The following is a 22077-nucleotide window of genomic DNA, read 5'->3' on the forward strand; positions in this document are numbered from 1 at the left end:
AGGAACCTGTCAAACCATGGCTCTACTGAACATTCTTCATTACCCGGACAAGCGCCTGCACAAGGTTGCCAAGCCCGTCGAGGTGGTCAACGACCGTATCCGCAAGCTCGTCGCCGACATGGCCGAGACCATGTACGCCGCGCCTGGCGTGGGGCTTGCCGCCACCCAGGTCGACGTGCACGAGCGCGTCGTCGTGATCGACGTCTCCGACACGCACAACGAATTGCTCGTGTTCATCAACCCGGAAATCGTCTGGGCGAGCAATGAGCGCGAAGTGCACGAAGAGGGCTGCCTCTCGGTGCCGGGCATCTATGACGAGGTCGAGCGCGCCGAAAAGGTGCGCGTGCGGGCGCTCAACGAGAAGGGCGAGACCTGGGAGGTCGACTGCGAAGGCCTGCTCGCCGTGTGCATCCAGCACGAAATGGATCACTTGATGGGCAAGGTGTTCGTCGAGTACCTCTCGTCGCTCAAGCAGACGCGCATCAGGAGCAAGATGAAGAAGCTCGAGCGCGCGATGTAAGGTTCGCGCGCCGCACCGTCCTTTTCTTCATTCGCCGATCTTCTTCCAGCGCCCATGAGCCATTCTCTTCGCGTGATTTTTGCCGGTACGCCGGAATTCGCCGCCGCCGCGCTCGCCGCGATCCACGAGGCGGGGTTTGCCGTGCCGCTCGTGCTGACCCAGCCCGACCGGCCCGCGGGTCGCGGGATGAAGCTCCAGGCGAGTCCGGTTAAACGCTACGCGCAGGAGCACGGGATCGCCGTGGCGCAGCCGCCTTCGCTGCGGCGCGCGGGCAAGTACCCCGAGGAAGCCGCCGCGGCGCTGGAACTGCTGCGCGTGACGCCGCACGACGTGATGGTGGTGGCTGCTTATGGCCTGTTGCTTCCGCAGGAAGTGCTCGATATTCCGCCGCGCGGCTGCATCAACATTCACGGATCGATCTTGCCGCGCTGGCGCGGCGCGGCACCGATCCACCGCGCGATCGAGGCCGGCGATGCCGAGACCGGCATCACCCTCATGCAGATGGATGCGGGCCTCGACACCGGCCCGATGATCTCGGAAGTGCGCACGCCCATCGCGTCCACGGACACGACCGCGACGCTGCACGACCGCCTCGCGAAGCTGGGCGCGGAACTCGTGGTGGAGGGGTTGATCCGGCTCGAGCGCGATGGCGTTCTGCCCGTGGTCCCGCAACCGGCCGAGGGCGTCACCTATGCCGAGAAAATCGGCAAGCAGGAGGCCGCACTCGACTTCCGCCGTTCCGCCGAGGCGCTGGCACGGCAGATTCGCGCGTTCGATCCGTTCCCGGGCGGCGCGGCCACACTGGATGGCGCGCTGCTCAAGCTGTGGTCGGCCGAGCCGGCCGACGGCATCAAGGTGCCCGCCGCAGCCGTGCCGGGCCAGATCCTCGAAGCCTCGCCTGGCGGCGTCGTCGTGGCGTGCGGCGAGGGCGCGCTGCGCGTGACGCAGCTGCAGAAGCCGGGTGGGAAACGCCTGCCGGCGCGCGAATTCCTCGCCGGCATGCCGCTCGCGGCTGGCCAGCGCTTCGCGCTGACTGACACCGGCGCCGGGGCCGCGTAGGCGCCCAACCTGAAGGCGGGGCGATACACGCGCCGCCGCGCGCGTTAGAATTCAGGAGCGTTGTCGAGACGGCTGCACAGGACGGCTCGAACCCTTTTCCCGAGTCGTTTTGCAGGAAAAACGTCATGTTTGGCATTACTCATTTTGGCTTCTTCCTCGTCGCCGTTTTTCTCCTGAACGTTACGCCCGGCCCCGATACGGCCTACATCGTCGGGCGCAGCGTCGCGCAAGGCCGCAGCGCCGGGCTCGTCTCGGCGCTGGGCATTTCCGCGGGCTGCTGCGTGCATGCGCTGGCCTGCGCGTTCGGGCTGACCGCGCTGCTCGCGGCCTCGGCCACGGCGTTTACGGTCATGAAGCTCGTGGGCGCATGCTACCTGGTGTACCTCGGCGTGCGCCTGATCTTCGCGAAGCAAAGCGCCCCGGCTAGCACCACGGAGTTCGCCCCGCGCGCCGCTGCGCCGCGTCCGCTGCGCCAGCTTTTCCTCTCGGGTTTCTGGACCAACGTGCTCAACCCGAAAGTCGTGCTGTTCTTTGTGTCGTTTTTCCCGCAGTTCGTGAGCGTGACGAGCCCGCACAAGGTGCTCGCGTTCCTCGCGCTCGGCGTCGTGTTCGTCGTCATGAGCACGATCTGGAACAGCTTCGTCGCCTGGATCGCGGGCAGCGTGACGCAGCGCTTCTCCGGCAAGCCCGGCATCAGAAAGTGGCTCGACCGCACGGTGGGCTCTGCGTTTGTCGGGCTCGGCCTGCGGCTCGCCACGGCCACGCGCTGAGATTGAATTTTTCCGATCCGCCCATATCTAACAAATCGCTTACAATGCGCTCGCCGGCCGCTGTTGGCGGGTGTTTGACGATTTGATCCCCGAATTGATTCCCATTGGGTGAAGGAGCACAGCACATGTTCAACTGGGTCAAAACCGCGATGTTGATGGCCGCGATTACGGCCCTTTTCATCGTGATTGGCGGAATGATGGGCGGGCAGCGCGGCATGATGCTCGCGCTCATGTTCGCGCTCGCCATGAACTTCTTCTCATACTGGTTCTCGGACAAGATGGTCCTGCGCATGTACAACGCACAGGAAGTCGACGAGACCACGGCGCCGCAGTTCTATCGCATGGTCCGCGAGCTGGCCACGCGCGCGAACATTCCGATGCCGCGCGTCTACCTGATCAACGAAGACGCGCCCAACGCGTTCGCCACGGGCCGCAATCCCGAGCATGCGGCAGTGGCCGCCACCACCGGCATCCTGCGCGTGCTTTCCGAGCGCGAGATGCGCGGCGTGATGGCCCACGAGCTCGCGCACGTGAAGCACCGCGACATCCTCATTTCGACGATCACGGCCACCATGGCCGGCGCGATCTCGGCGCTCGCCAATTTCGCGATGATCTTCGGCGGCCGCGACGAGAACGGCCGTCCCGCGAACCCGATCGCCAGCATTGCGGTTGCGCTGCTCGCGCCGATCGCGGGCGCGCTCATCCAGATGGCGATCTCGCGGGCGCGCGAGTTCGAGGCCGATCGCGGCGGCGCGCAGATTTCGGGCGATCCGCAGGCGCTTGCATCGGCGCTCGACAAGATCCATCGCTACGCGCAGGGCATTCCGTTCCCGGCGGCCGAGCAGCATCCGTCCACGGCGCAGATGATGATCATGAATCCGCTTTCGGGCGGCGCCGTTGCGAATTTGTTCTCGACGCACCCCGCCACCGAGGAGCGCATCGCGCGTCTTATGGAGATGGCGCGCACGGGCCGCTTCGACTGAAACAGCGCGGCGCGAGCGAAAGGCGGAGAAAGGCAGACCCGGGGCAGTCCCCACGGTCTGCCTTTTTTATTGGTGCATGGCGGGCGCGCAGCAGTGCGGTGCCTTGCCGATTCGGCCCGGCGAGCAGCGTTGCGTTCGCGCCACGCTACAATGGCTCGCTTGTGGTTTGCTTTTTGCACGATTCGCCGCGCCCCGGCGCGGCCCGCTCCCGGTTTTTCCATGACATCCAGCTCCTCGCGCCGCCCGTCCGGCTCATCGCCGTCTGCCCAGCCACGTGCCAAGCGTGCAGGGCGTCCCGCCTCGCCGGCGCGCCGGTCGGATCAGGCCACGCCGCGCAAGGCCGCCGCGCATCAAGCCGTCCATCTGGCTCCCGAATCGCTCGGCTTCGCGCTCGACACGGCGGCGCATATCGTGGGTGCGGTGCGCGCGGGCGCGGCTTTGCCGGCGGCGCTCACGAGCGCTTTCGGCGCGCTTCCGCACGAGTTCGCAGCGACGGCGCGCGGCGCTGTGCAGGACATCGCGTATCGCACGATGCGACGCCTCGGCACCGTGGACTGGCTGATCAAGCAGCGTGTGAGCAAGGCGCCGCCGCCGCCCGTGACGAACCTGCTCGCGTGCGCGCTCGCACTGCTCGTCGACGACGAGGCGCACGCCGCCTACACGCCCTTTACCGTCGTCGATCAGGCCGTGCGCGCGATCGGCGCGCGCCGCGACATCGCCTTCGCGAAAGGCCTCGTGAATGCGGTGCTGCGCGGTTTCCTGCGCGAGCGCGAGAGCGCGCTGGCCGCCGCCCAGGGCGACGAGGTCGCGCGCTGGAATTATCCGCAATGGTGGATCGACGCGATCCGCAAGGCGTGGCCCGACCGTTGGCAGGCGATTCTCGAAGCGGGCAACACGCAGGGGCCGCTCACGCTGCGCGTGAACGCGCGCCGCGCGAGCACGGCCGACTATCTGCAACGTCTGGCCGATGAAAACATCGCCGCGACGCGGATCGGCGAGCACGCCGTGCGCCTTGCCGCACCGCTGCCGGTCGACCGCATTCCCGGCTTCATGGCCGGCGACGCCTCGGTGCAAGACGCCGGCGCGCAAATCGCCGCGCAAATCATGGGCGTGCGCGACGGCATGCGTGTGCTCGACGCGTGCGCGGCGCCCGGCGGCAAGAGCGGCCATCTGCTCGAACTCGCCGACATCGACTTGATCGCGCTCGAAAGCGATGCCACGCGCGCGGCGCGCATCGGCGAAAACTTTGCGCGTTTGGGTTTTTCGGCTGAGGAGGTGCACGACCAGGCTGACGACGAAGCCGATGACGATGCACCCCCACCCGCCTGGCGCGCGCGCGTCGTGATCGGCGACGCGGGTGCGCCCGAAAGCTGGTTCGACGGCGTGCCGTTCGACCGCATTCTCGCGGACGTGCCGTGCTCCGCTTCGGGCATCGTGCGCCGCCATCCCGACATTCGCTGGCTGCGCCGTCAAAGCGACATCGCTGCGCTGGTGCAGGAGCAGCGCCGCATCGCCGAGGCGCTGTGGGCCTTGCTCAAGCCGGGCGGCGAGTTGCTTTACGTGACGTGCTCGATCTTCCCCGAGGAAGGCGAGGCGCAGGCGAGCTGGTTTGAAAGCACCCACGCGGATGCGGTACGATTGGACGCGCCGGGGCAACTGCTGCCGGCGACCGACGGCGCGCCGGCCGGGGGGGCACAGAGTGGCGCAGCCAGCGTGGCGCGGCGCGATGCGCAAGTGCAGAACGACGCCCGCCCCGTTCCCGATCGCACCGCGGATCACGACGGCTTCTTCTACGCGCGCTTCCAGAAACGGTGATCATCAAACGCTTCTTCCCGCTACGCTTTGCGATCCTGATCGGGATCGCGCTGGCTTTCGGCCTGCTGGCCGTCAAGCCGGCGCGCGCCGATTCGATCTCGGTGCAACGGGCGTCGCTGCAGGCCGACGGCTCCGGCTGGAGCCTCGACGCGCGCTTCGACTTCGAGCTCAATAGCAGCCTGGAAGATGCGGTCAACAAGGGCATTCCGCTCTACTTCACCACGGACTTCGAACTCACGCGCCCACGCTGGTACTGGTTCGACGAGCAGCCCGCGAGCGTCTCGCAAAGCATTCGTCTCTCGTTCCAGCCGCTCACGCGCGAGTACCGCGTGTCGAGCGGCGGCCTGCAGCTCGGCTTTTCGACGCTGGCCGACGCGCTCGCCGTCATCAAGCATGTCACGTCGTGGCACGTGATCGACAGCAAGCAGGTGCATGCGGGCGAAACCTATACGGCGTCCGTGCGCATGCAACTCGACGTCGCGCTCATGCCCAAGCCCTTCCAGATCGATGCGGTCAACAACCGCGACTGGAATCTCGCTTCCGACTGGAAGCGCTTTAACTTCACGGTGACCGAACGTGCTAAATAAAGTGCGCCGCGCCACCAGTGTCAGCGGCATCGTCATCCGACTGCTCGTGTCCACTGTCGCGCTCACCGCGACGCTGCTGCTCGTGCTGCTTGCCGCCGCGAGCGCGAACACCGAGTTCTTCGACCGCTACTACGGCTGGCTCTATGCGGCCAACATCGGCGTCGCGCTGATCTTCCTCGCGGTGGTCACGGCGCTCGTGATCGTGATCGTCGTGCGCTTGCGGCGCGGCAAGTTCGGCACGCGTTTGCTGGCCAAGCTCGCGTTTTTCTTCGCGCTCGTGGGCGTGGTGCCGGGCGGCATCATCTATGTCGTTTCGTATCAGTTCGTCTCGCGCTCGATCGAGTCTTGGTTCGACGTGAACGTGGAGACGGCGCTCACGGCGGGCCTGAATCTCGGGCGCGGCATGCTCGACGCCTCGCTCTCCGATCTGCAAACCAAGGCGCGTCTGATGGCCGAGCAGATCGCGACCGGCCAGGCTGCGGGCACCACGCTCACGCTGCTGCGCGCGCGTGACCAGTTCGGCGTGCAGGACGCCACCATCGTCGAGCCGGTGCGCAGCATGTCGGGCGCGGCGCCGGAGATGCACGTCGTCGCGCAGGCTTCGAGCAACTTCTCCTCGCTGATGCCGGCCGACCTGCCCACCGCGCTCATGATCGATCAGGCGCGCGGGCGCGGCTACGCGGCGATCGAAGGCGAAGTCGATGGCGACCCGCGTCTGCACGGTCCGAAGGGCGCGCTGCGGCTGCGCGTCGTCACGCGCATTCCCGATGCGAACACCACCGACCTGCAACCGGTCGAGCGCTTCCTGCAACTGGAGCAGCCGGTGCCCGCCGCGCTTGCGCGCAACGCCGACGCCGTGCAGCGCGCCTATCGCGAGTACCAGGAAAAGGCGCTGGGCCGCACCGGCTTGCGCAAGATGTATATCGGCACGCTCACGCTCGCGCTCTTTCTCGCCACCTTCGTTGCGATGATGCTGGCGCTCGCGCTCGGCAACCAGCTCGCACGTCCGCTCTTCCTGCTCGCGCAGGGCACTAAGGAAGTGACCGAGGGCGACTACACGCCCAAGCGCGAGATCAAGTCGCGCGACGAACTGGGCTTCCTCACGCAGTCGTTCAACGCGATGACGCGTCAGCTTTCCGAAGCGCGCCAGGCCGTGGAGAAGAACCGCGTCGCGCTCGAGCATTCGAAGGCGTATCTCGAGAGCATCCTCGCGAATCTCACGGCGGGCGTATTCGTGTTCGACCGCCAGTTCCGGCTGACGACGGCGAACCCCGGCGCCGAGCGCATCTTCCGCCATCCGTTCCAGGCGCAGCTGGGCTTGCCCATCGATCATGTGGCCGCGCTCGGCGACTTCGCGGCGATGGTGCGCAAGGCGTTCGCCGACCAGGAAGCCTCGCGCACCGATCGCGAAGGCAGCGACGTGGATCACGGCCATTGGCAGCAGCAGTTCTCCGTGCCGGTGGCGGGCGAGACCGATCCGCTCACGCTGCTCGTGCGCGGCGCGCGCCTCGTCTCCGACACGGGCCGCGACGCCGGCGACATGCAGACCTCGGGCTACGTGGTGGTGTTCGACGACATCTCCGACGTGATCTCGGCACAGCGCTCGGTGGCATGGGGCGAAGTCGCGCGGCGACTCGCGCACGAGATCAAGAATCCGCTCACGCCGATCCAGCTTTCGGCCGAGCGCTTGCAGATGAAGCTCACCGACAAGCTCGCTCCTTCGGACGCCGAGGTGCTCAAGCGCGGCGCGACCACCATCGTCAACCAGGTCGCGGCGATGAAGCAGATGGTCGACAATTTCCGCGACTACGCGCGCACGCCGCCGGCGGTGCTCGCGAGCCTGCAACTGAACGACCTCGTGAGCGAAGTGCTCACGCTGTACGGCGCGGAAGAAGGCAAGAGCACGATCAAGGTCGAGCTTTCCGCGCTGCCGGTCATCCGCGGCGACGCAACGCAATTGCGCCAGGTGATTCACAACCTTTTGCAAAATGCTCAAGACGCGGTGGCCGATGTTGAGACTCCACGCGTGGCACTGGAGACGCGGGCCGTAGAATACGGCGATCCGGACGCGGACGGCCGCACGCGCGTCGCGGTGCGGCTCACGGTGTCGGACAACGGGCCCGGTTTCCCGGCGCGCATTCTCACGCGCGCATTCGAACCCTATGTGACAACCAAGGCCAAAGGAACAGGACTCGGGCTCGCGATGGTGAAGAAGATCATCGACGAGCACGGCGCACGCATCGACATCCGCAATCGCATGAAAGCGGGCGATGTGATAGAGGGCGCGCAGATCTCGATCCTCTTTCTCCAACTGGCGGATGACGCCAACCCGGACACCCACCCGGGCGCTTCGTCGGATGCCGCCACGCGCGGCACCGCAAAGGCGGTGCGCGCGGCAACGGAGCAGGGATCAAAAGCAACAGTGCAGACAAGGGCAGCGTAAATGGCAACCATCCTGGTGGTAGACGATGAAATGGGCATCCGGGAATTGCTCTCGGAGATCCTCAGCGACGAAGGACACGTCGTGGAGCTTGCGGAGGACGCGCAGGAGGCGCGCGAATTCCGTCAGCGCCAGGTGCCGGACCTGGTGCTGCTCGATATCTGGATGCCGGACACCGACGGCGTCACGCTGCTCAAGGAATGGGCCGCGCATGGCCAACTGACGATGCCCGTCATCATGATGTCGGGGCATGCGACGATCGACACGGCGGTCGAGGCGACCAAGATCGGCGCGCTCAACTTCCTCGAAAAGCCGATTGCGCTGCAAAAGCTGCTGAAGGCGGTCGAGCAGGGGCTCGCGCGCGGGAGCGCCGCGCCTGTGCCCGCGACGGCCGCGGGCGCCGCGAAGCCGGCTGCGGGCGGGCCGGCCGTGGTGGCGTCGGCGGCGGCGCTGCCGGTGCTGGGCGCCGACGGCGCGTCGGGCGGCGCGGCCGCGGCGGGCGTGGCGTCGATTTCGTTCGACATCCCGTTGCGCGACGCTCGCGACGCATTCGAGCGCGCCTACTTCGAGTACCACCTCGCGCGCGAGAACGGCAGCATGACGCGCGTGGCCGAGAAGACCGGCCTCGAGCGCACGCACCTGTACCGCAAGCTCAAGCAGCTCGGTGTGGACCTGGGCAAGAGCAAGGGCGAGTAAGCAGATTTTTTTGCGAAAGCGCTTGCGCAGTCCTGTCAGTGTCGCTATAATTCTTCTTCTTCGTTGGCCCGGTAGCTCAGTTGGTAGAGCAGCGGATTGAAAATCCGCGTGTCGATGGTTCGATTCCGTCCCAGGCCACCAGAATGCAGCCCCAGGAGATCGTACGATTCCTGGGGCTTTTTCGTTGTTCTGGCGGCACGGCATGTCCTGTCGTGCCGAACACAGCGGATGGAATATCAGCGGTATAAAGTAGCGCCGATATTCGCAAAAATACAGCGGCCTATACTGCATTGGCCTGCGCAGGGGAAAGACCCGCGCGGGTCCGCACGGCGGGTTTTCAAGGCTTGCGACCGCGCGGAACCTCTTGATACGGAGTTTCACGGTGACTCGAACAGAACCCAGGAACGGCGCGCTGGTGCTGTTTTCCGGCGGCCAGGACTCGGCTACGTGCCTTGCCTGGGCGCTCGACCGCTACGACACTGTCGAGACGCTCGGCTTCGATTATGGCCAGCGTCATCGCGTCGAACTGGAATGCCGTGAAGGCTTTCGCGCGGCCGTTGGGCAGACCTTCCCCGAGTGGGGCGAGCGCCTGGGCGACGATCACATGATCGATCTTTCGGTGTTGGGCTCGATCAGCGACACGGCCATGACGCGCGAAATCGAGATCGAGACGGCGGCCAACGGCTTGCCGAACACCTTCGTGCCGGGCCGCAATCTGATGTTCATGCAGATCGCCGCGGCGATTGCTTACCGGCGCGGGCTCAAGTTCCTCGTGGGCGGCATGTGCGAAACCGACTTCTCGGGCTATCCCGACTGCCGCGACGACACCATGAAGGCGCTGCAAGTCACGCTCAATCTGGGCATGGAAACCCGCCTCGTGATCGAAACGCCGCTCATGTGGCTCGACAAGGCCGACACGTGGCGTCTCGCGCAGAAACTGGGCGGTGAGCCGCTGGTCGAACTGGTGCGCGTGGAAACGCATACGTGCTACGTGGGCGAGCGCGCCGAGCTCAACGACTGGGGCTTCGGCTGCGGCGAATGCCCGGCGTGCAAGTTGCGCAAGCGCGGCTACGAAGCGTACCTCGCGGGCGAGCAGGTGACGCAAGCGCCGGTCTGAACCGATGACGGGCGCGCGCCACGCGCTTTGCATGGCGTGGCAGCATGAGCGGGGCGGCGCACGGGCGGCGCGTCCCGCCGAACGAAGGCAGCAAGACAATCAGCGCCCGAAATAACCCGCTCCCAGCGCGTCGACACGCAGGGAACATGCGCAGTGAACGCGCGCATTGAACATGATCAGGCAGTAAGCATGACGTACGCAGTAAAGGAAATTTTCTACACATTGCAGGGCGAGGGCGCGAACGCCGGACGTCCGGCCGTGTTTTGCCGGTTCGCCGGCTGCAACTTGTGGTCGGGCCGCGAGGAAGACCGTGAAACGGCGGTCTGTCGTTTCTGCGACACCGATTTCGTGGGCACCGACGGCGAGAACGGCGGCAAGTACCGCACGCCCGAGGAACTCGTCGCGATGATCGCGTCGCTCTGGCCCGAAGGCGAGGGCAACCGCTTCGTCGTGTGCACCGGCGGCGAGCCGATGCTGCAGATCGACCAGCCGTTCGTCGATGCGCTGCATGCCGCCGGCTTCGAGATCGCCATTGAAACCAATGGTTCGCTGCCCGTGCTGGATACCATCGACTGGATCTGCGTGAGCCCGAAGGCCGACGCGCCGCTCGTCGTCACGAAGGGCAACGAGTTGAAGGTGGTGGTGCCCCAGGACAACCAGCGCCTCGCCGACTATGCGAAGCTCGATTTCGAGTATTTCCTCGTTCAGCCGATGGACGGCCCGTCGCGCGACCTGAACACGAAGCTCGCGATCGACTGGTGCAAGCGCCATCCGCAATGGCGCCTGTCGATGCAGACTCACAAGTACCTGAACATTCCCTGAGCATCCCCTGATTCCTTGCCTGACTGGTTAAAAGCGCCGTGCTGACGATCACCCGAAAACTCGAATTCGACGCGGGCCACCGCATTCCCGACCACCGCAGCCAGTGTCGCAACCTGCACGGCCATCGCTACGTGCTGGAAGTCACGCTGCAAGGCGACACCGTCGAAACGGAAGGCGCGCCCGACCGCGGCATGGTGATGGATTTCGCCGACGTGAAGGCGCTCGCGAACCAGCATCTCGTCGATTTGTGGGATCACGCGTTCATCGTCTTCGAAGACGACGCGCAGGTGCGCGGTTTTCTCGAAACGTTGCCGGGTCACAAGACGGTCGTGATCGACCGCATTCCGACCGTGGAAAATCTCGCGGCCATCGCGTTCGAGATCCTCGCTAACGTTTACGACGCGCATTACGGCGTGAATCTGCAACTGCAAAAGCTGCGTCTGTACGAAACGCCGAATTGCTGGGCTGAAGTCACGCGCGATTGAGCGCCGGCATCGAGGCCCGCGCCGAGCCCTAAGGCCGGGTTTTCCGCCCGGCCCTCAAACTTTTGTCGCGGTATGATCGTTCCGGCAAGGCCCGCGTCCGCGCGGCCCGACAACACAACGGAGCGAGACATGCCGGCTGCGGCGCTGCCGGGCCGCCAGGCCCGCGCGGGACGCGCGCGTCCCGCAACTCGCCGGGAGCACGGCAATGAGCACCTTCACTAATCCCCTCAAGGAACGCCTCAAGGAAGCTGAGCCGCTTTACGGCCTGTGGCTTTCGATGGGCAGCGAGACCGCCGCCGAGGCGCTCGCGCACGCCGGTTTCGACTGGCTGCTGATCGACATGGAGCATTCGCCCAACGACAGCAGCGACGTCATCGCGCAATTACGTGCGATCGCGGCGGCCCATTTGCCGACCGAGCCGGTCGTGCGCATCCAGGCGAACGAGCCGTGGCTCGTCAAGCGCGTGCTCGACGCGGGCGTGCGCACGGTGATGTTTCCCAACGTGACCTCCGCCGACGAAGCCGCCCGTGTGGTGAGCTACACCCAATATCCCGATGCCGATGCGCCGGGCGGCCAGCGCGGCGTCGCGGGCGTGGTGCGCGCGGCGGCCTACGGCATGCGGCGCGATTATCTGCATGGCGCGAACGCGCAAGTCGCCTCGATCATCCAGATCGAATCGGCGGCGGCACTCGGCGAGGTCGAGAAAATCGCAGTGGTGCCGGGCGTCGATTGTCTCTTCGCCGGGCCTGCCGATCTTGCCGCAAGCCTCGGCCATCTGGGCGATTCGAAGCACCCTGACGTCGTTGCCGCGATGACGCGCATCGTTGCCGCAGCGCGTGCGGCAGGCGTGGGGGCGGGCATCTTTGCAATGGATGCCGCGCAGGCGAAGCAGTATCGCGAGATGGGCTTCAACTTCGTCGCGCTCGCCGCCGATGTCATCTGGCTCATGCGCGCGACGCGCCAGGCGCTCCAGGAGGCGAGGTCATGAAGCGTCCGAAAGCGTTGCGCGCGCAGTTTGTCGGCGTGGTGGCGGCGGCTTGTGTCGCTGGCGCGGCGTTTGGCGCAAGCGGCCAGACGATGGCGGCTGGTGCCGCGGGGGCAGCGAGCGCGAGTGCAGGTGCACGTACAGGGGCAAGTGCAGGTGCAAGTGCGGGTGCAAGCGCGGCCGTCACGAAACCCGTTGCAGGTGCGCAATCCGATCCGCAGACGGCCAACGCCGTGGCCGACTACAACGCCGGCAATCTCGCGGGCGCGCGCGCCGAATTCAAGGCCGCCGCCGAGCGCGGCAACCGGCTCGCCGAGTTCAACTACGCGATGATGCTGATCAACGGCGAGGGCGGCGGCGCCGACGTGGGCGAGGGCCGCAAGTGGCTGCGCAAGGCCGCCGACGCGAACATGTCCCATGCGCAGTACGTCTACGGCAAGATGTACGACGACGGCGATTTCGTCGAGCGCGACCCGGCGCTGGCGCATCAGTGGTTCCTGAAGGCCGCGAAGCAGGGCCACGTGCAGGCCGAGCTCGCGCTGGCGAACCAGTTCCTCGATGGGCGCGGCACGTCGCGAGACAACAAGCAGGCGTTCTACTGGTACAAGAAGGCCGCCGAGGGCGGCGACATGACGGCGCAGTACGTGACCGGCTCGTTCTACGAGCGCGGCGGCGACGGCGTGCCGAAGAACCTGAACGTCGCGCGCGCCTACTATGCGGCGGCGGCCGCGCAGGGCGACCAGGTGGCGCTGCTCAAGTACAAGCAGTTGAGCGCGCAACTGATGAAGGCGGCACCGCCGCAATGAGTGCGGTGGGTGTGGAAGACGGCAGGCCTAGCTCTGCATCAGCCGCTTCTGCCGCCCGACGCTCATGATCAGCCCGATGGCGACGCCGAGCGTCGTGAGCGCGGTGCCGCCGTAGCTCATGAACGGCAGCGGCACGCCCACCACGGGCAGGATGCCGCTCACCATGCCGATATTCACGAACGCATAGGTGAAGAACGCCATCGTGAGCGAGCCGGCCAATAATCGCCCGAATAGCGTCGCGCCGTTGGCGGCGATATAGAGCCCGCGTGCGATCAGGCACATGTAGAGCGTGAGCAGCACGATCCCGCCCGCCATGCCGAACTCCTCCGAGAACACCGCGAAGATGAAGTCAGTGTGCTTCTCGGGGATGAACTCCAGATGCGACTGCGTGCCCTTGAGCCAGCCCTTGCCGAGCGGGCCGCCCGAGCCGATGGCGATCACCGCCTGAATCGTGTGGAAGCCCTTGCCGAGCGGGTCGGAAGTCGGGTCGAGCAGCGTGCAGATGCGGTGTTTCTGGTAATCGTGCAGGAGCGGCCAGTTCACCTGCGGCTGGCAGATCTTGTCCTGGAACGCCGCGATCGACGCCACGGCAATCACGCCTGCAATGAGCACCGGCACGATCAGCTTGAACGAGAGCCCCGCGAAATAAATTACGAAGAAGCCCGCAGCGAACACGAGCACGGCGGTGCCGAGGTCCGGCTGCTTGGCGATCAGCCCCACCGGCACGAGCAGGATCACGAAGCCGACCACGAAGTCGTACCAGCGCATCACGCCTTCGCGGCGCTGGTAGTACCACGCGAGCATGAGCGGCGTGGCGATCTTGAGAATCTCGGAAGGCTGGATCACGACCCCCACGTTAATCCAGCGCTTTGCGCCCTTGCGCGTGAGGCCGAATAGCGCGACCGCGATCAGCAGGGCGATGCCGAACGTGTAGACCGGCACCGCGAAGCGCATGAGCGTGGTGGGTGGGACATTGGCGAGCGCCCACATCAGCACGAAGGTAAACATGATGTTGCGCAGCTGGTCTTCGACGCGGCCCGGCATGTCGAGGGTTGCGCTATACAGCGTGACGATGCCCACGCACAGCAGCAGGAACACCGTGAGCGCGAGCGGGCGATCGAAGCCCACGAACATCTTGCGCAACGCGTCCAGCACGGCGCGCTTGTCGATCTTTTCGAACTGGAAGAAAGGCATGGGAATTCCTTACTCGTCGATGCCGCCCGTGGCGCGCAAGGGCTGCGGCGCGAGCGTGGCCGCGTCGGGCGCGCTGGCGGGGCGGCGCGGGCGATGCGGACCTGGGCCGAAATGGCGGGGCAGCGAGGCAGCGCCGGGCCGCTGGGCCGCAGCTTCGTTGTCCGGCGCCGCAGTGCCTGGCGTGGTGGTCGCGGTGCCGCCGCTCACGGCATCGGTGCCCTGGGGGGCCTCGGGGGCGGCCGGCCCGGCGCTCGGCTTGTGCGTTTTCTCGCGGGCGCTCGCGCTGGCGGGCCTGGATGCACCGGCTCGTGCCGGCGCGGCGCCGGGCACGGTCGCGGCGGAGGTGCCCGATGTGGCCGCAGCCGCAGAAGCTTCGGAGGCCGCCGCAGCAGCCGAAGCCGCCGCCGCGGCCGAAGCCGCTTCGGCTGCCGAAGCCGCGCCGGGAATCGGCAGTGGCGTGAAGCCCGCCGCAACCCTGACCGGCGTTGTTCCTGTGGTCCCCGAGCTGGCCAGCGGCGCACCGCCGATGGTGGGCGCGGACGCATCCTGCGTGGCCGAGGCCGCCTCGGCCACGGCAGCCTGCTCGACGCCTGGCTTCAGGCGGTCGACGAGCCAGTAATCGAGCACGCGCCGCGCGATCGGACCCGCTGACTGCGCACCCCAGCCGCCGTTCTCGACGATCAGCGCGACGGCGATCTGCGGCTTTTCGGCGGGCGCGAACGCAATGAAGAGCGCGTGGTCGCGCAGATGCTCGGCGAGCGCATGCGCCTGATACTTGCCGCCCTGCAGCGAGAACACCTGCGCCGTGCCGGTCTTGCCCGCCGAGGTGTAGGGCGCGTTTTTGAAGACCGCGTAGGCCGTGCCTGAGGGGTTCATGTCGACGTTTTCCATGCCGCGCTTCACGACGTCGATATCGGACTGTTTCACGTTCAGCCGGCCGCTTTCGTTCGGCACGGTGAGGTGCTGCGCCTTCGTGATCGGATTTTCGATCTCCTTCACGAGGTGGGGCTTCATGAGGACGCCGTTATTGGCGAGCGTGGCCGTCGCGTGGGCGAGTTGCAGGATCGTGAACGAGTTGTAGCCCTGGCCGATGCCAAGGCTGATGGTCTCGCCTTCGTACCAGCGCTGTTGCTCGGGCCGGCGATAGGCTTTGCGCTTCCACTCGGTGGAGGGCAGGATGCCGCGCGCCTCGCCCGCGATGTCGATGCCGGTCAACTGGCCAAAGCCGAGCGGCTTCATGAAGTTCGCGATGTTGTCCACGCCCAGGTCGTGCGCGAGCATGAAGAAGTAGGTGTCGTTCGACACCATGATCGCCTTGTTCATGTCGACCCAGCCCTGGCCGGAGCGCACATCGTTGTTGAAGCGATGGCCGCCGAACATGTAGAAGCCCGGGTCCGAGAAGCCCCAGCCCGGCGTGCGCTTGTGCAGCGTGAGCGCGGCGAGCGCCATGAATGGCTTGTAGGTCGAGCCCGGCGGGTAGGTGCCGTGCAGCGGCCGGTTCAGGAGCGGGTGATCGGGCGAGTTGTTCAGCGCGTCCCAGGTCTGCTGGTCGATGCCGTCCACGAACGAGTTCGGGTCGAAGCTCGGCGCCGAAACGAACGCGAGAATGTCGCCCGTGGACGGCTCGATCGCCACGAGCGCGCCGCGCTTGCCCGCGAAGGCCTGCTCGGCCACTTGCTGCAAGCCGATGTCGAGCGAGAGCACGAGATTGTTGCCGGGCGTGGCTTGGGTGCGCTTGAGCGTGCGCACGGGGCGCCCGCCCGCGGTCACCTCGACTTCCTCGAAGCCGGTCAGGCCGTGCAGCTCCGTTTCGTAGCTCTGCTCGACGCCGATCTTGCCGATGTAGTCGGTGCCCTTGTAGTTGTTCGCGTCGAGCCGCGGATCGTAATGCTCGGGATCCTCGTCATTCTTGTCGCTCATGTCGTCGATGCGCTCCTGGTCGCGCTGCGAGATGCGGCCGATATAGCCGATCACGTGCGCGGCCGTGGTGCCGAGCGGGTATTGACGGAACAGGCGCGCGCGCACCTCCACGCCGGGAAAGCGAAAGCGCTGCGCGGTGAAGCGTGAGACTTCCTCGTCGGTGAGGCGGGTGCGGATCGGCAGGCTCTCGAAGTTCTTCGAGTCCTCGAGCAGCTTCTTGAAGCGGCGGCGGTCGCGCGCGTCGATCGGGATCACCGTCGAGAGTTCGTCGATGGTGTTGTCGAGCGTGTCGGTGAGCTTCGAGGGCGTGATTTCGAGTGTGTACGCCGAGTAGTTCTTCGCGAGCACGACGCCGTTGCGGTCGGTGATGATGCCGCGGTTCGGCACGATGGGCGCGACCGAGATGCGGTTCTCGTCGGCCTGCAGCGAGTACTTGTTGTGGTTCCAGACTTGCAGCCAGAGGAACCGGAACGCGATCAGCCCGAAGCAGACGAACACGAACACGCCCGCAGCCGCGACGCGCAGGCGGAATTTCGTGAGCTGCTGCTGGGTGTCCTTGAATTCGGTCATGCGCTCGGAGCAGCGGGGCCCGCGCCTCGCTCAGGCGCTGCGGCGGGCCGATCGTGCCGGTGGTAAGGATGGGTCATCGATTGCGTCTTCAACGGGAAGCGGCGTGCGCGCCGCTCAAATGGGCCGGGTGTCGTCGGGGTCGACGGGGCGGCGCTGCGGCAGCAGCAGCACGATGCTGGCGAGCGGCCAGAGCACGGCCTCCACGAAGCCGCTGATCAGATAGCCCCAGCCGGGGAACGGCGCGCCCATCAGGAGGCGCACCACGAACGGCACGATCTGCGCGCCGACGAGCATCGGCATGACGGCGAACATCTGCACGCCGAGCGACATCCAGAGCACGCGGCGATGAATCGTGATCGCGCCATAGGAGAGCAGCGTGTAGGCGAGCGCGTGCTCGCCCAGCAGGTTCGCATTGTGCACGTCCATCAGCAGCCCGAGGCAGAACGCGATGCCCATGCCGACCTTGCGCGGCTGGTGAATGTTCCAGAACAGCAGCACGAGCGCGACGAAGTCCGGAATGCCCGGCAGCTTGCCCCAGGGCAGCAGGTTTAGCAGGAACGCGGCCGCGAGGCTGAACGCGATGAAATACGGGTTGACCGGCTGCAGGATGTATTGCGGGCGCGTCATCAATGCCCCCCCTGCGGCTTCGCGGGCGCGGCTGCAGGCGCCTTCGCCGCAGTGCTCGCATGTTCCGCCGCCTGGGTCTTCGCCTGGGGCGCCGGCGCGCCGGTGGGTGCGCCGGTTGATGCATTAGCGGCGGGCTTGGCTCCAGCAGGCTTCGATTTGTCGTCGGCCTTCTTGTCCGCAGCCTTCGACTTTTTCTTCTTCGCGTCCTTGGCCTCGGCGGCGGCAGCGGCAGAAGCGGCTTCGGCGGCCTCGATCGGATTGGGCGGCACTTGCGCCACGAAATGCAGCACCAGCACCTCGCGCGCGCCCCGAACCGCCGCGAGCGGCACGCAGATCACGCGCGCAAACGCCGTGTCGGCCTGCTTGTCGATGCGCAGCACCTTCGCGACCGGCAGCCCTTGCGGATACACGCCGTCGAGACCGCTCGTCACGAGTTCGTCGCCCACTTGCACGTCGGCGCTGATCGGCACGAAGCGCAGGTCGAGCAGATCGCCCTTGGCCGTGCCGTAGATCACGCTGCGCAGGCCGGTGCGCACGATCTCGACCGGCACTGCCAGGTCTTTGTCGGTCACGAGCGTGACCTCGGACTGCATCGGGAACACCCGCGTGACCTGCCCGATCACGCCGTCTTCGCTTACCACAGGCGCGCCGTCCTGCACGCCCTGCTGGGTGCCGCCGCCGATCACAACCTTCTGCGTGAACGGGTCGCGTGTGTCGTACTGGATCTCGGCGGGCGTGGTTTGCGCGCCGATGCGCTGTGAAAGCTGCAGCAGCGCGCGCAGATGCGCGTTTTCGGCGGCGAGCGTGGCCGCGTCGTTGGCTTGCTGCGAGAGCTGTAGATTGCGCGCGTGCAGTTTGGCGTTGTCCTGGCGCAACGCGGCGCTCGTCACGGCGAGGTCGGCCGCGCCCATGAAGAGGTCGCGCGGCACGAGGGCGGCGCGTTGCAGCGGGTAAAGACCTGCGCCGAGCACGCCGCGCACGACTTCGAGGGTCTTGAAGCGGGCGTCGGAGATCAGCAGCGCAATCGACAGAACGACGAAGAAGATTAGCCGTGCGAGTGCCGAGGGGCCTTGCTTGAATAAAGGCGGCGGACTGTATTCCATGGTCGGCGCCGGGCGCGTGTGCGGTTCGGTGAAACTAACGATGAGACGTAAAACGCAACAGCGGCGCCTTGGTCGGCGCCGCGTTGCGGACGGTGCGGCGGTGTGCGTGCCGCCGCAGCCAAGTGTGCTTCAATTGCGCAGCCTTTGCCCGTAGCCGGGCACTGGCTGGGCACTGCGGCTATGCAACGCGGCAGCGCGCTTACTCGTACGAGAAGATGCTGCCGAGCTTGTCCATGCGCTCGAGCGCCATGCCCGAGCCGCGCACCACGCAGGTGAGCGGATCTTCTGCCACCAGCACCGGCAGGCCGGTTTCCTCGGCGAGCAGACGGTCGAGGTCGCGCAGCAGCGCGCCGCCGCCCGTGAGCATCATGCCGCGCTCGGCGATGTCGGCGCCCAGTTCCGGCGGCGTTTGCTCGAGGGCGATCTTCACGGACGAGACGATCTGGTTCAGCGGGTCGGTGAGCGCTTCGAGGATTTCGTTGCTCGAAATCGTGAAGCTGCGCGGAATACCTTCCGACAGGTTGCGGCCCTTCACTTCCATTTCCTTGACTTCGGAGCCGGGGAACGCCGAGCCGATTTCCTTTTTGATGGCCTCGGCGGTTTGCTCGCCGATCAGCATGCCGTAGTTGCGGCGGATGTAGTTGACGATGGCCTCGTCGAACTTGTCGCCGCCCACGCGCACCGAGCCCTTGTAGACGATGCCGCCGAGCGAGATCACGCCCACTTCGGTCGTGCCGCCGCCGATGTCGACGACCATCGAGCCGGTGGCTTCCGAAACCGGCAGGCCCGCGCCGATCGCGGCGGCCATGGGTTCTTCAATGAGATAGACCTGCGAGGCGCCGGCGCCGTGCGCGGCTTCCTTGATCGCGCGGCGCTCGACCTGGGTGGAGCCGCACGGCACGCAAATGATGATGCGCGGCGACGGCGAGAACATGCGCGATTCGTGTGCAGTCTTGATGAACTGCTTGATCATCTGCTCGGTGACGGTGAAGTCGGCGATCACGCCGTCCTTCATCGGGCGGATGGCTTCGATGTTGCCCGGCACCTTGCCAAGCATCTGCTTGGCTTCCTTGCCGACCGCCTGGATCGTCTTCTTGCCGTTGGGGCCGCCTTCCTGGCGAATGGACACGACCGAGGGTTCGTCGAGGACGATGCCCTTGCCGCGCATGTAGATCAGGGTGTTGGCGGTGCCGAGGTCGATCGCGAGATCGTTGGAGAAATAGCTACGCAGAAAACCGAACATTCAAAAATCCTGTCTCGCTTGTGGCCGACCTTGGGACGAGCGGGTCACGGGGCGGCAGCGGAAAAAATAACAGCCTCAGGACGGGCGGAAAGCGCCGCCGCGAGGAGCCTGAAACTGCGGGAATGGTTACCGGAGTTGGCCACGCTGGGCGCCGCCTGAGCGCTCATTGCAGCGATCAGGGATGAAAGGCGGGCGCAAGGCGGTCCGGGTTTGAGTCGAACGCGTAATGATACCTTATAATTTTGCCTGTTTTGCAGGATCCGAAGGGCAGTTTTTGACTTCGTCGAAGCTTTTCTCTACCCCCGGATCCGGTGCGATAAACCGCTGTTGCAGCACTGATTTTTCCGCACTGCCTCAGCCTCTTTTTTCCGGTGACCGCATGGCCCTGACCCTGACCGATGTGAAGCGCATCGCGCATCTTGCGCGCCTCGAACTGGCCGAAGCCGAGGCCGGCAATACGCTCGAGCGCCTGAATAACTTCTTCGGGCTCGTCGAGCAGATGCAGGCCGTGGACACGACGGGCATCGCGCCGCTCGCACATCCGATCGAGCAGATCGAAGACGTCGCGCTGCGACTGCGCGAGGACGCGGTAACCGAAATCGTGGACCGCGACGCCTTTCAGCGCCCCGCGCCCGCGGTACAGGACGGACTTTACCTCGTGCCGCGCGTGATTGAGTAAACACGCGCTCATTTCCCGTCATTTTCGATGAAGTTCGAGTTAGATAACCTTAACTTCACGAATACGGAAACCCGAATCCGGCGCAGCCCGTACACGCGTGCGAGGCGCCCCCGGCGGCGCGAAACGTTGTGGACGCGCCGTTACGTTCTTCCAGGAATCACGCAATGCATGACAATAGTTTGACCGAATTGCGCGCCGCACTGGCCGCAAAGGCATGCTCCGCCGTCGAACTGGCTCAGCATTTTTTGAGCCGAATTGATGCGAATCAAGATCTGAATGCCTTCGTCGACGTCAATCCCGAGCTCACGCTCGCGCAGGCCAAAGCCGCCGACGCGCTCATCGCGGGCGGCAACGCCGGCCCGCTGACCGGCATTCCGCTCGCACACAAGGACGTGTTCGTCACGCGCGGCTGGCGCTCGACCGCCGGCTCGAAGATGCTCGCCAATTACGTGAGCCCGTTCGACGCGACTGTCGTGACGCGTCTCGAGCGCGCGGGCATGGTCTGCGTCGGCAAGACCAACATGGACGAATTCGCGATGGGCTCGTCCAACGAGAACTCGCATTTCGGCGCGGTGAAGAACCCGTGGGACAAGCAGGCCGTGCCGGGTGGCTCGTCGGGCGGCTCGGCAGCTGCCGTGGCCGCGCGCCTGGCCGTGGCCGCGACCGGCACCGACACGGGCGGCTCGATCCGTCAGCCCGCGTCGTTCTCGGGCATCACGGGCATCAAGCCCACCTATGGCCGCGTGTCGCGCTACGGCATGATCGCGTTTGCGTCGTCGCTGGACCAGGGCGGCCCGATGGCGCACAGCGCCGCCGACTGCGCGCTCCTGCTCAACGCGATGGCGGGCTTCGACGAGCGCGATTCCACGAGCCTCCAGCGCGACGACGAAGACTACACGCGCCACCTCGGCCAGACGTGGAGCGCCAGCGCAACGGCCGACAAGCCGCTCGCGGGCCTGCGCATCGGCCTGCCGAAGGAATACTTCGGCGCGGGTCTGGCCGACGAGGTGCGCGCCGCCATCGACGCCGCGCTCAAGGTCTACGAATCGCTCGGCGCCACGCTCGTGGAAGTCACGCTGCCGAAGACCGAGCTCTCGATCCCCGTTTATTACGTGATCGCGCCGGCGGAAGCCTCGTCGAACCTTTCGCGTTTCGACGGCGTGCGCTTCGGCCATCGCGCGGCCGAGTACACCGATCTGCTCGACATGTACAAGAAGTCGCGCGCCGAGGGCTTCGGCCACGAGGTGAAGCGCCGCATCCTGGTGGGCACCTACGTGCTCTCGCACGGCTACTACGACGCGTATTACCTGCAGGCGCAGAAGATCCGGCGCATCATCGCGCAGGACTTTCAGGAAGCGTTCAAGCAGTGCGACGTCATCATGGGGCCGGTCGCGCCGAGCGTGGCGTGGGACCTTGGCGCGAAGGGCGACGATCCGCTGCAGATGTATCTCGCCGACATCTACACGCTCTCCACGAGCCTCGCGGGCCTGCCCGGCATGAGCGTGCCGTGCGGCTTCGGCGCCGGTGCGAACGCGCAACGTCCGGTCGGTCTGCAGATCGTCGGCAACTATTTCAACGAGGCCCGCATGCTGCAGGTCGCCGACGCTTTCCAGCGCGCGACCGAATGGCATCGCAAGGCGCCGGCAGGGGTGTAAA

20 protein-coding genes and 1 tRNA gene are annotated in these 22077 nt (G+C 66.1%); 16 read left to right on the forward strand and 5 right to left on the reverse strand.

Annotation, left to right across the window (positions count from 1 at the left end):
- Window positions 1–16 precede the first annotated feature (16 nt).
- The 14 genes from def (at window position 17) to P5W99_RS00165 (ending at window position 13085) form a co-directional block, all read left to right on the forward strand.
- Window positions 17–520 carry a peptide deformylase gene (def, locus tag P5W99_RS00100; protein ID WP_421022660.1) on the forward strand — a complete coding sequence of 168 codons (504 nt, stop codon included), beginning with the start codon at window positions 17–19 and terminating at the stop codon, window positions 518–520.
- 54 nt (window positions 521–574) lie between these two features.
- The gene (gene fmt / locus P5W99_RS00105) at window positions 575–1579 is read left to right on the forward strand and encodes a methionyl-tRNA formyltransferase (protein ID WP_434661351.1); all 1005 of its coding nucleotides are present in this window, start codon (window positions 575–577) and stop codon (window positions 1577–1579) included.
- A gap of 125 nt (window positions 1580–1704) precedes the next feature.
- A complete protein-coding gene (locus tag P5W99_RS00110; RefSeq protein ID WP_434661353.1) occupies window positions 1705–2349 on the forward strand; it encodes a LysE family translocator in 645 nt (214 codons plus the stop codon).
- Between the two features lie 125 nt (window positions 2350–2474).
- Complete coding sequence (gene htpX / locus P5W99_RS00115) at window positions 2475–3332, forward strand: zinc metalloprotease HtpX (RefSeq protein ID WP_035523362.1); 858 nt, start codon at window positions 2475–2477, stop codon at window positions 3330–3332.
- Between the two features lie 219 nt (window positions 3333–3551).
- Window positions 3552–5147 (forward strand): 16S rRNA (cytosine(967)-C(5))-methyltransferase, encoded by a 1596-nt coding sequence (rsmB, locus tag P5W99_RS00120; protein WP_421022663.1) that lies wholly within the window; start codon window positions 3552–3554, stop codon window positions 5145–5147.
- A complete protein-coding gene (locus P5W99_RS00125; protein ID WP_413187424.1) occupies window positions 5144–5734 on the forward strand; it encodes a DUF4390 domain-containing protein in 591 nt (196 codons plus the stop codon). Before rsmB ends, P5W99_RS00125 begins: the two co-directional genes overlap by 4 nt.
- Window positions 5724–8177, forward strand: coding sequence for a sensor histidine kinase (locus P5W99_RS00130; protein WP_421022664.1), 2454 nt, complete (start codon window positions 5724–5726; stop codon window positions 8175–8177). Before P5W99_RS00125 ends, P5W99_RS00130 begins: the two co-directional genes overlap by 11 nt.
- Entirely contained in the window at window positions 8178–8870 is a 693-nt protein-coding gene (gene esaR, locus P5W99_RS00135; protein WP_421042636.1) for a response regulator transcription factor EsaR, read from the forward strand. It begins immediately after the preceding gene.
- 65 nt (window positions 8871–8935) lie between these two features.
- A tRNA-Phe gene (locus P5W99_RS00140) sits at window positions 8936–9011 on the forward strand.
- A gap of 241 nt (window positions 9012–9252) precedes the next feature.
- Complete coding sequence (gene queC, locus P5W99_RS00145; protein ID WP_421022669.1) at window positions 9253–9987, forward strand: 7-cyano-7-deazaguanine synthase QueC; 735 nt, start codon at window positions 9253–9255, stop codon at window positions 9985–9987.
- A gap of 189 nt (window positions 9988–10176) precedes the next feature.
- Window positions 10177–10809 (forward strand): 7-carboxy-7-deazaguanine synthase, encoded by a 633-nt coding sequence (gene queE, locus P5W99_RS00150; protein ID WP_421044676.1) that lies wholly within the window; start codon window positions 10177–10179, stop codon window positions 10807–10809.
- Window positions 10810–10850: 41 nt separating this feature from the next.
- Entirely contained in the window at window positions 10851–11294 is a 444-nt protein-coding gene (gene queD, locus P5W99_RS00155) for a 6-carboxytetrahydropterin synthase QueD (RefSeq protein ID WP_421025134.1), read from the forward strand.
- 205 nt (window positions 11295–11499) lie between these two features.
- On the forward strand, window positions 11500–12282 hold the full coding sequence (locus P5W99_RS00160; protein ID WP_421022671.1) for an HpcH/HpaI aldolase family protein: 783 nt from the start codon (window positions 11500–11502) through the stop codon (window positions 12280–12282).
- Between the two features lie 89 nt (window positions 12283–12371).
- Window positions 12372–13085, forward strand: coding sequence for a tetratricopeptide repeat protein (locus P5W99_RS00165; RefSeq protein ID WP_421025135.1), 714 nt, complete (start codon window positions 12372–12374; stop codon window positions 13083–13085).
- A 27-nt stretch (window positions 13086–13112) separates the two neighbouring features.
- On the opposite strand, the gene rodA is transcribed toward P5W99_RS00165, so the two are convergent.
- The 5 genes from rodA to P5W99_RS00190 form a co-directional block, all read right to left on the reverse strand.
- Window positions 13113–14279, reverse strand: coding sequence for a rod shape-determining protein RodA (gene rodA / locus P5W99_RS00170; RefSeq protein WP_421022672.1), 1167 nt, complete (start codon window positions 14277–14279; stop codon window positions 13113–13115).
- Between the two features lie 9 nt (window positions 14280–14288).
- Window positions 14289–16769, reverse strand: coding sequence for a penicillin-binding protein 2 (gene mrdA, locus P5W99_RS00175; RefSeq protein WP_421022673.1), 2481 nt, complete (start codon window positions 16767–16769; stop codon window positions 14289–14291).
- Between the two features lie 114 nt (window positions 16770–16883).
- Window positions 16884–17396, reverse strand: coding sequence for a rod shape-determining protein MreD (gene mreD, locus P5W99_RS00180; RefSeq protein WP_421022674.1), 513 nt, complete (start codon window positions 17394–17396; stop codon window positions 16884–16886).
- Window positions 17396–18499 carry a rod shape-determining protein MreC gene (mreC, locus tag P5W99_RS00185; protein WP_421022675.1) on the reverse strand — a complete coding sequence of 368 codons (1104 nt, stop codon included), beginning with the start codon at window positions 18497–18499 and terminating at the stop codon, window positions 17396–17398. Before mreC ends, mreD begins: the two co-directional genes overlap by 1 nt.
- Window positions 18500–18698: 199 nt before the next feature.
- Window positions 18699–19742, reverse strand: a complete 1044-nt coding sequence (locus P5W99_RS00190) for a rod shape-determining protein (protein ID WP_004189550.1) — start codon at window positions 19740–19742, stop codon at window positions 18699–18701.
- Between the two features lie 379 nt (window positions 19743–20121).
- Between P5W99_RS00190 and gatC the strand changes: the two genes are divergently transcribed.
- Both gatC and gatA read left to right on the forward strand, forming a co-directional pair.
- Window positions 20122–20421 carry an Asp-tRNA(Asn)/Glu-tRNA(Gln) amidotransferase subunit GatC gene (gene gatC, locus P5W99_RS00195; RefSeq protein ID WP_421022676.1) on the forward strand — a complete coding sequence of 100 codons (300 nt, stop codon included), beginning with the start codon at window positions 20122–20124 and terminating at the stop codon, window positions 20419–20421.
- 164 nt (window positions 20422–20585) lie between these two features.
- On the forward strand, window positions 20586–22076 hold the full coding sequence (gene gatA, locus P5W99_RS00200) for an Asp-tRNA(Asn)/Glu-tRNA(Gln) amidotransferase subunit GatA (protein WP_421022677.1): 1491 nt from the start codon (window positions 20586–20588) through the stop codon (window positions 22074–22076).
- Window position 22077 lies beyond the last annotated feature (1 nt).

The organism is Paraburkholderia sp. A3BS-1L, from assembly GCF_051125215.1.
Classification (GTDB): domain Bacteria; phylum Pseudomonadota; class Gammaproteobacteria; order Burkholderiales; family Burkholderiaceae; genus Paraburkholderia.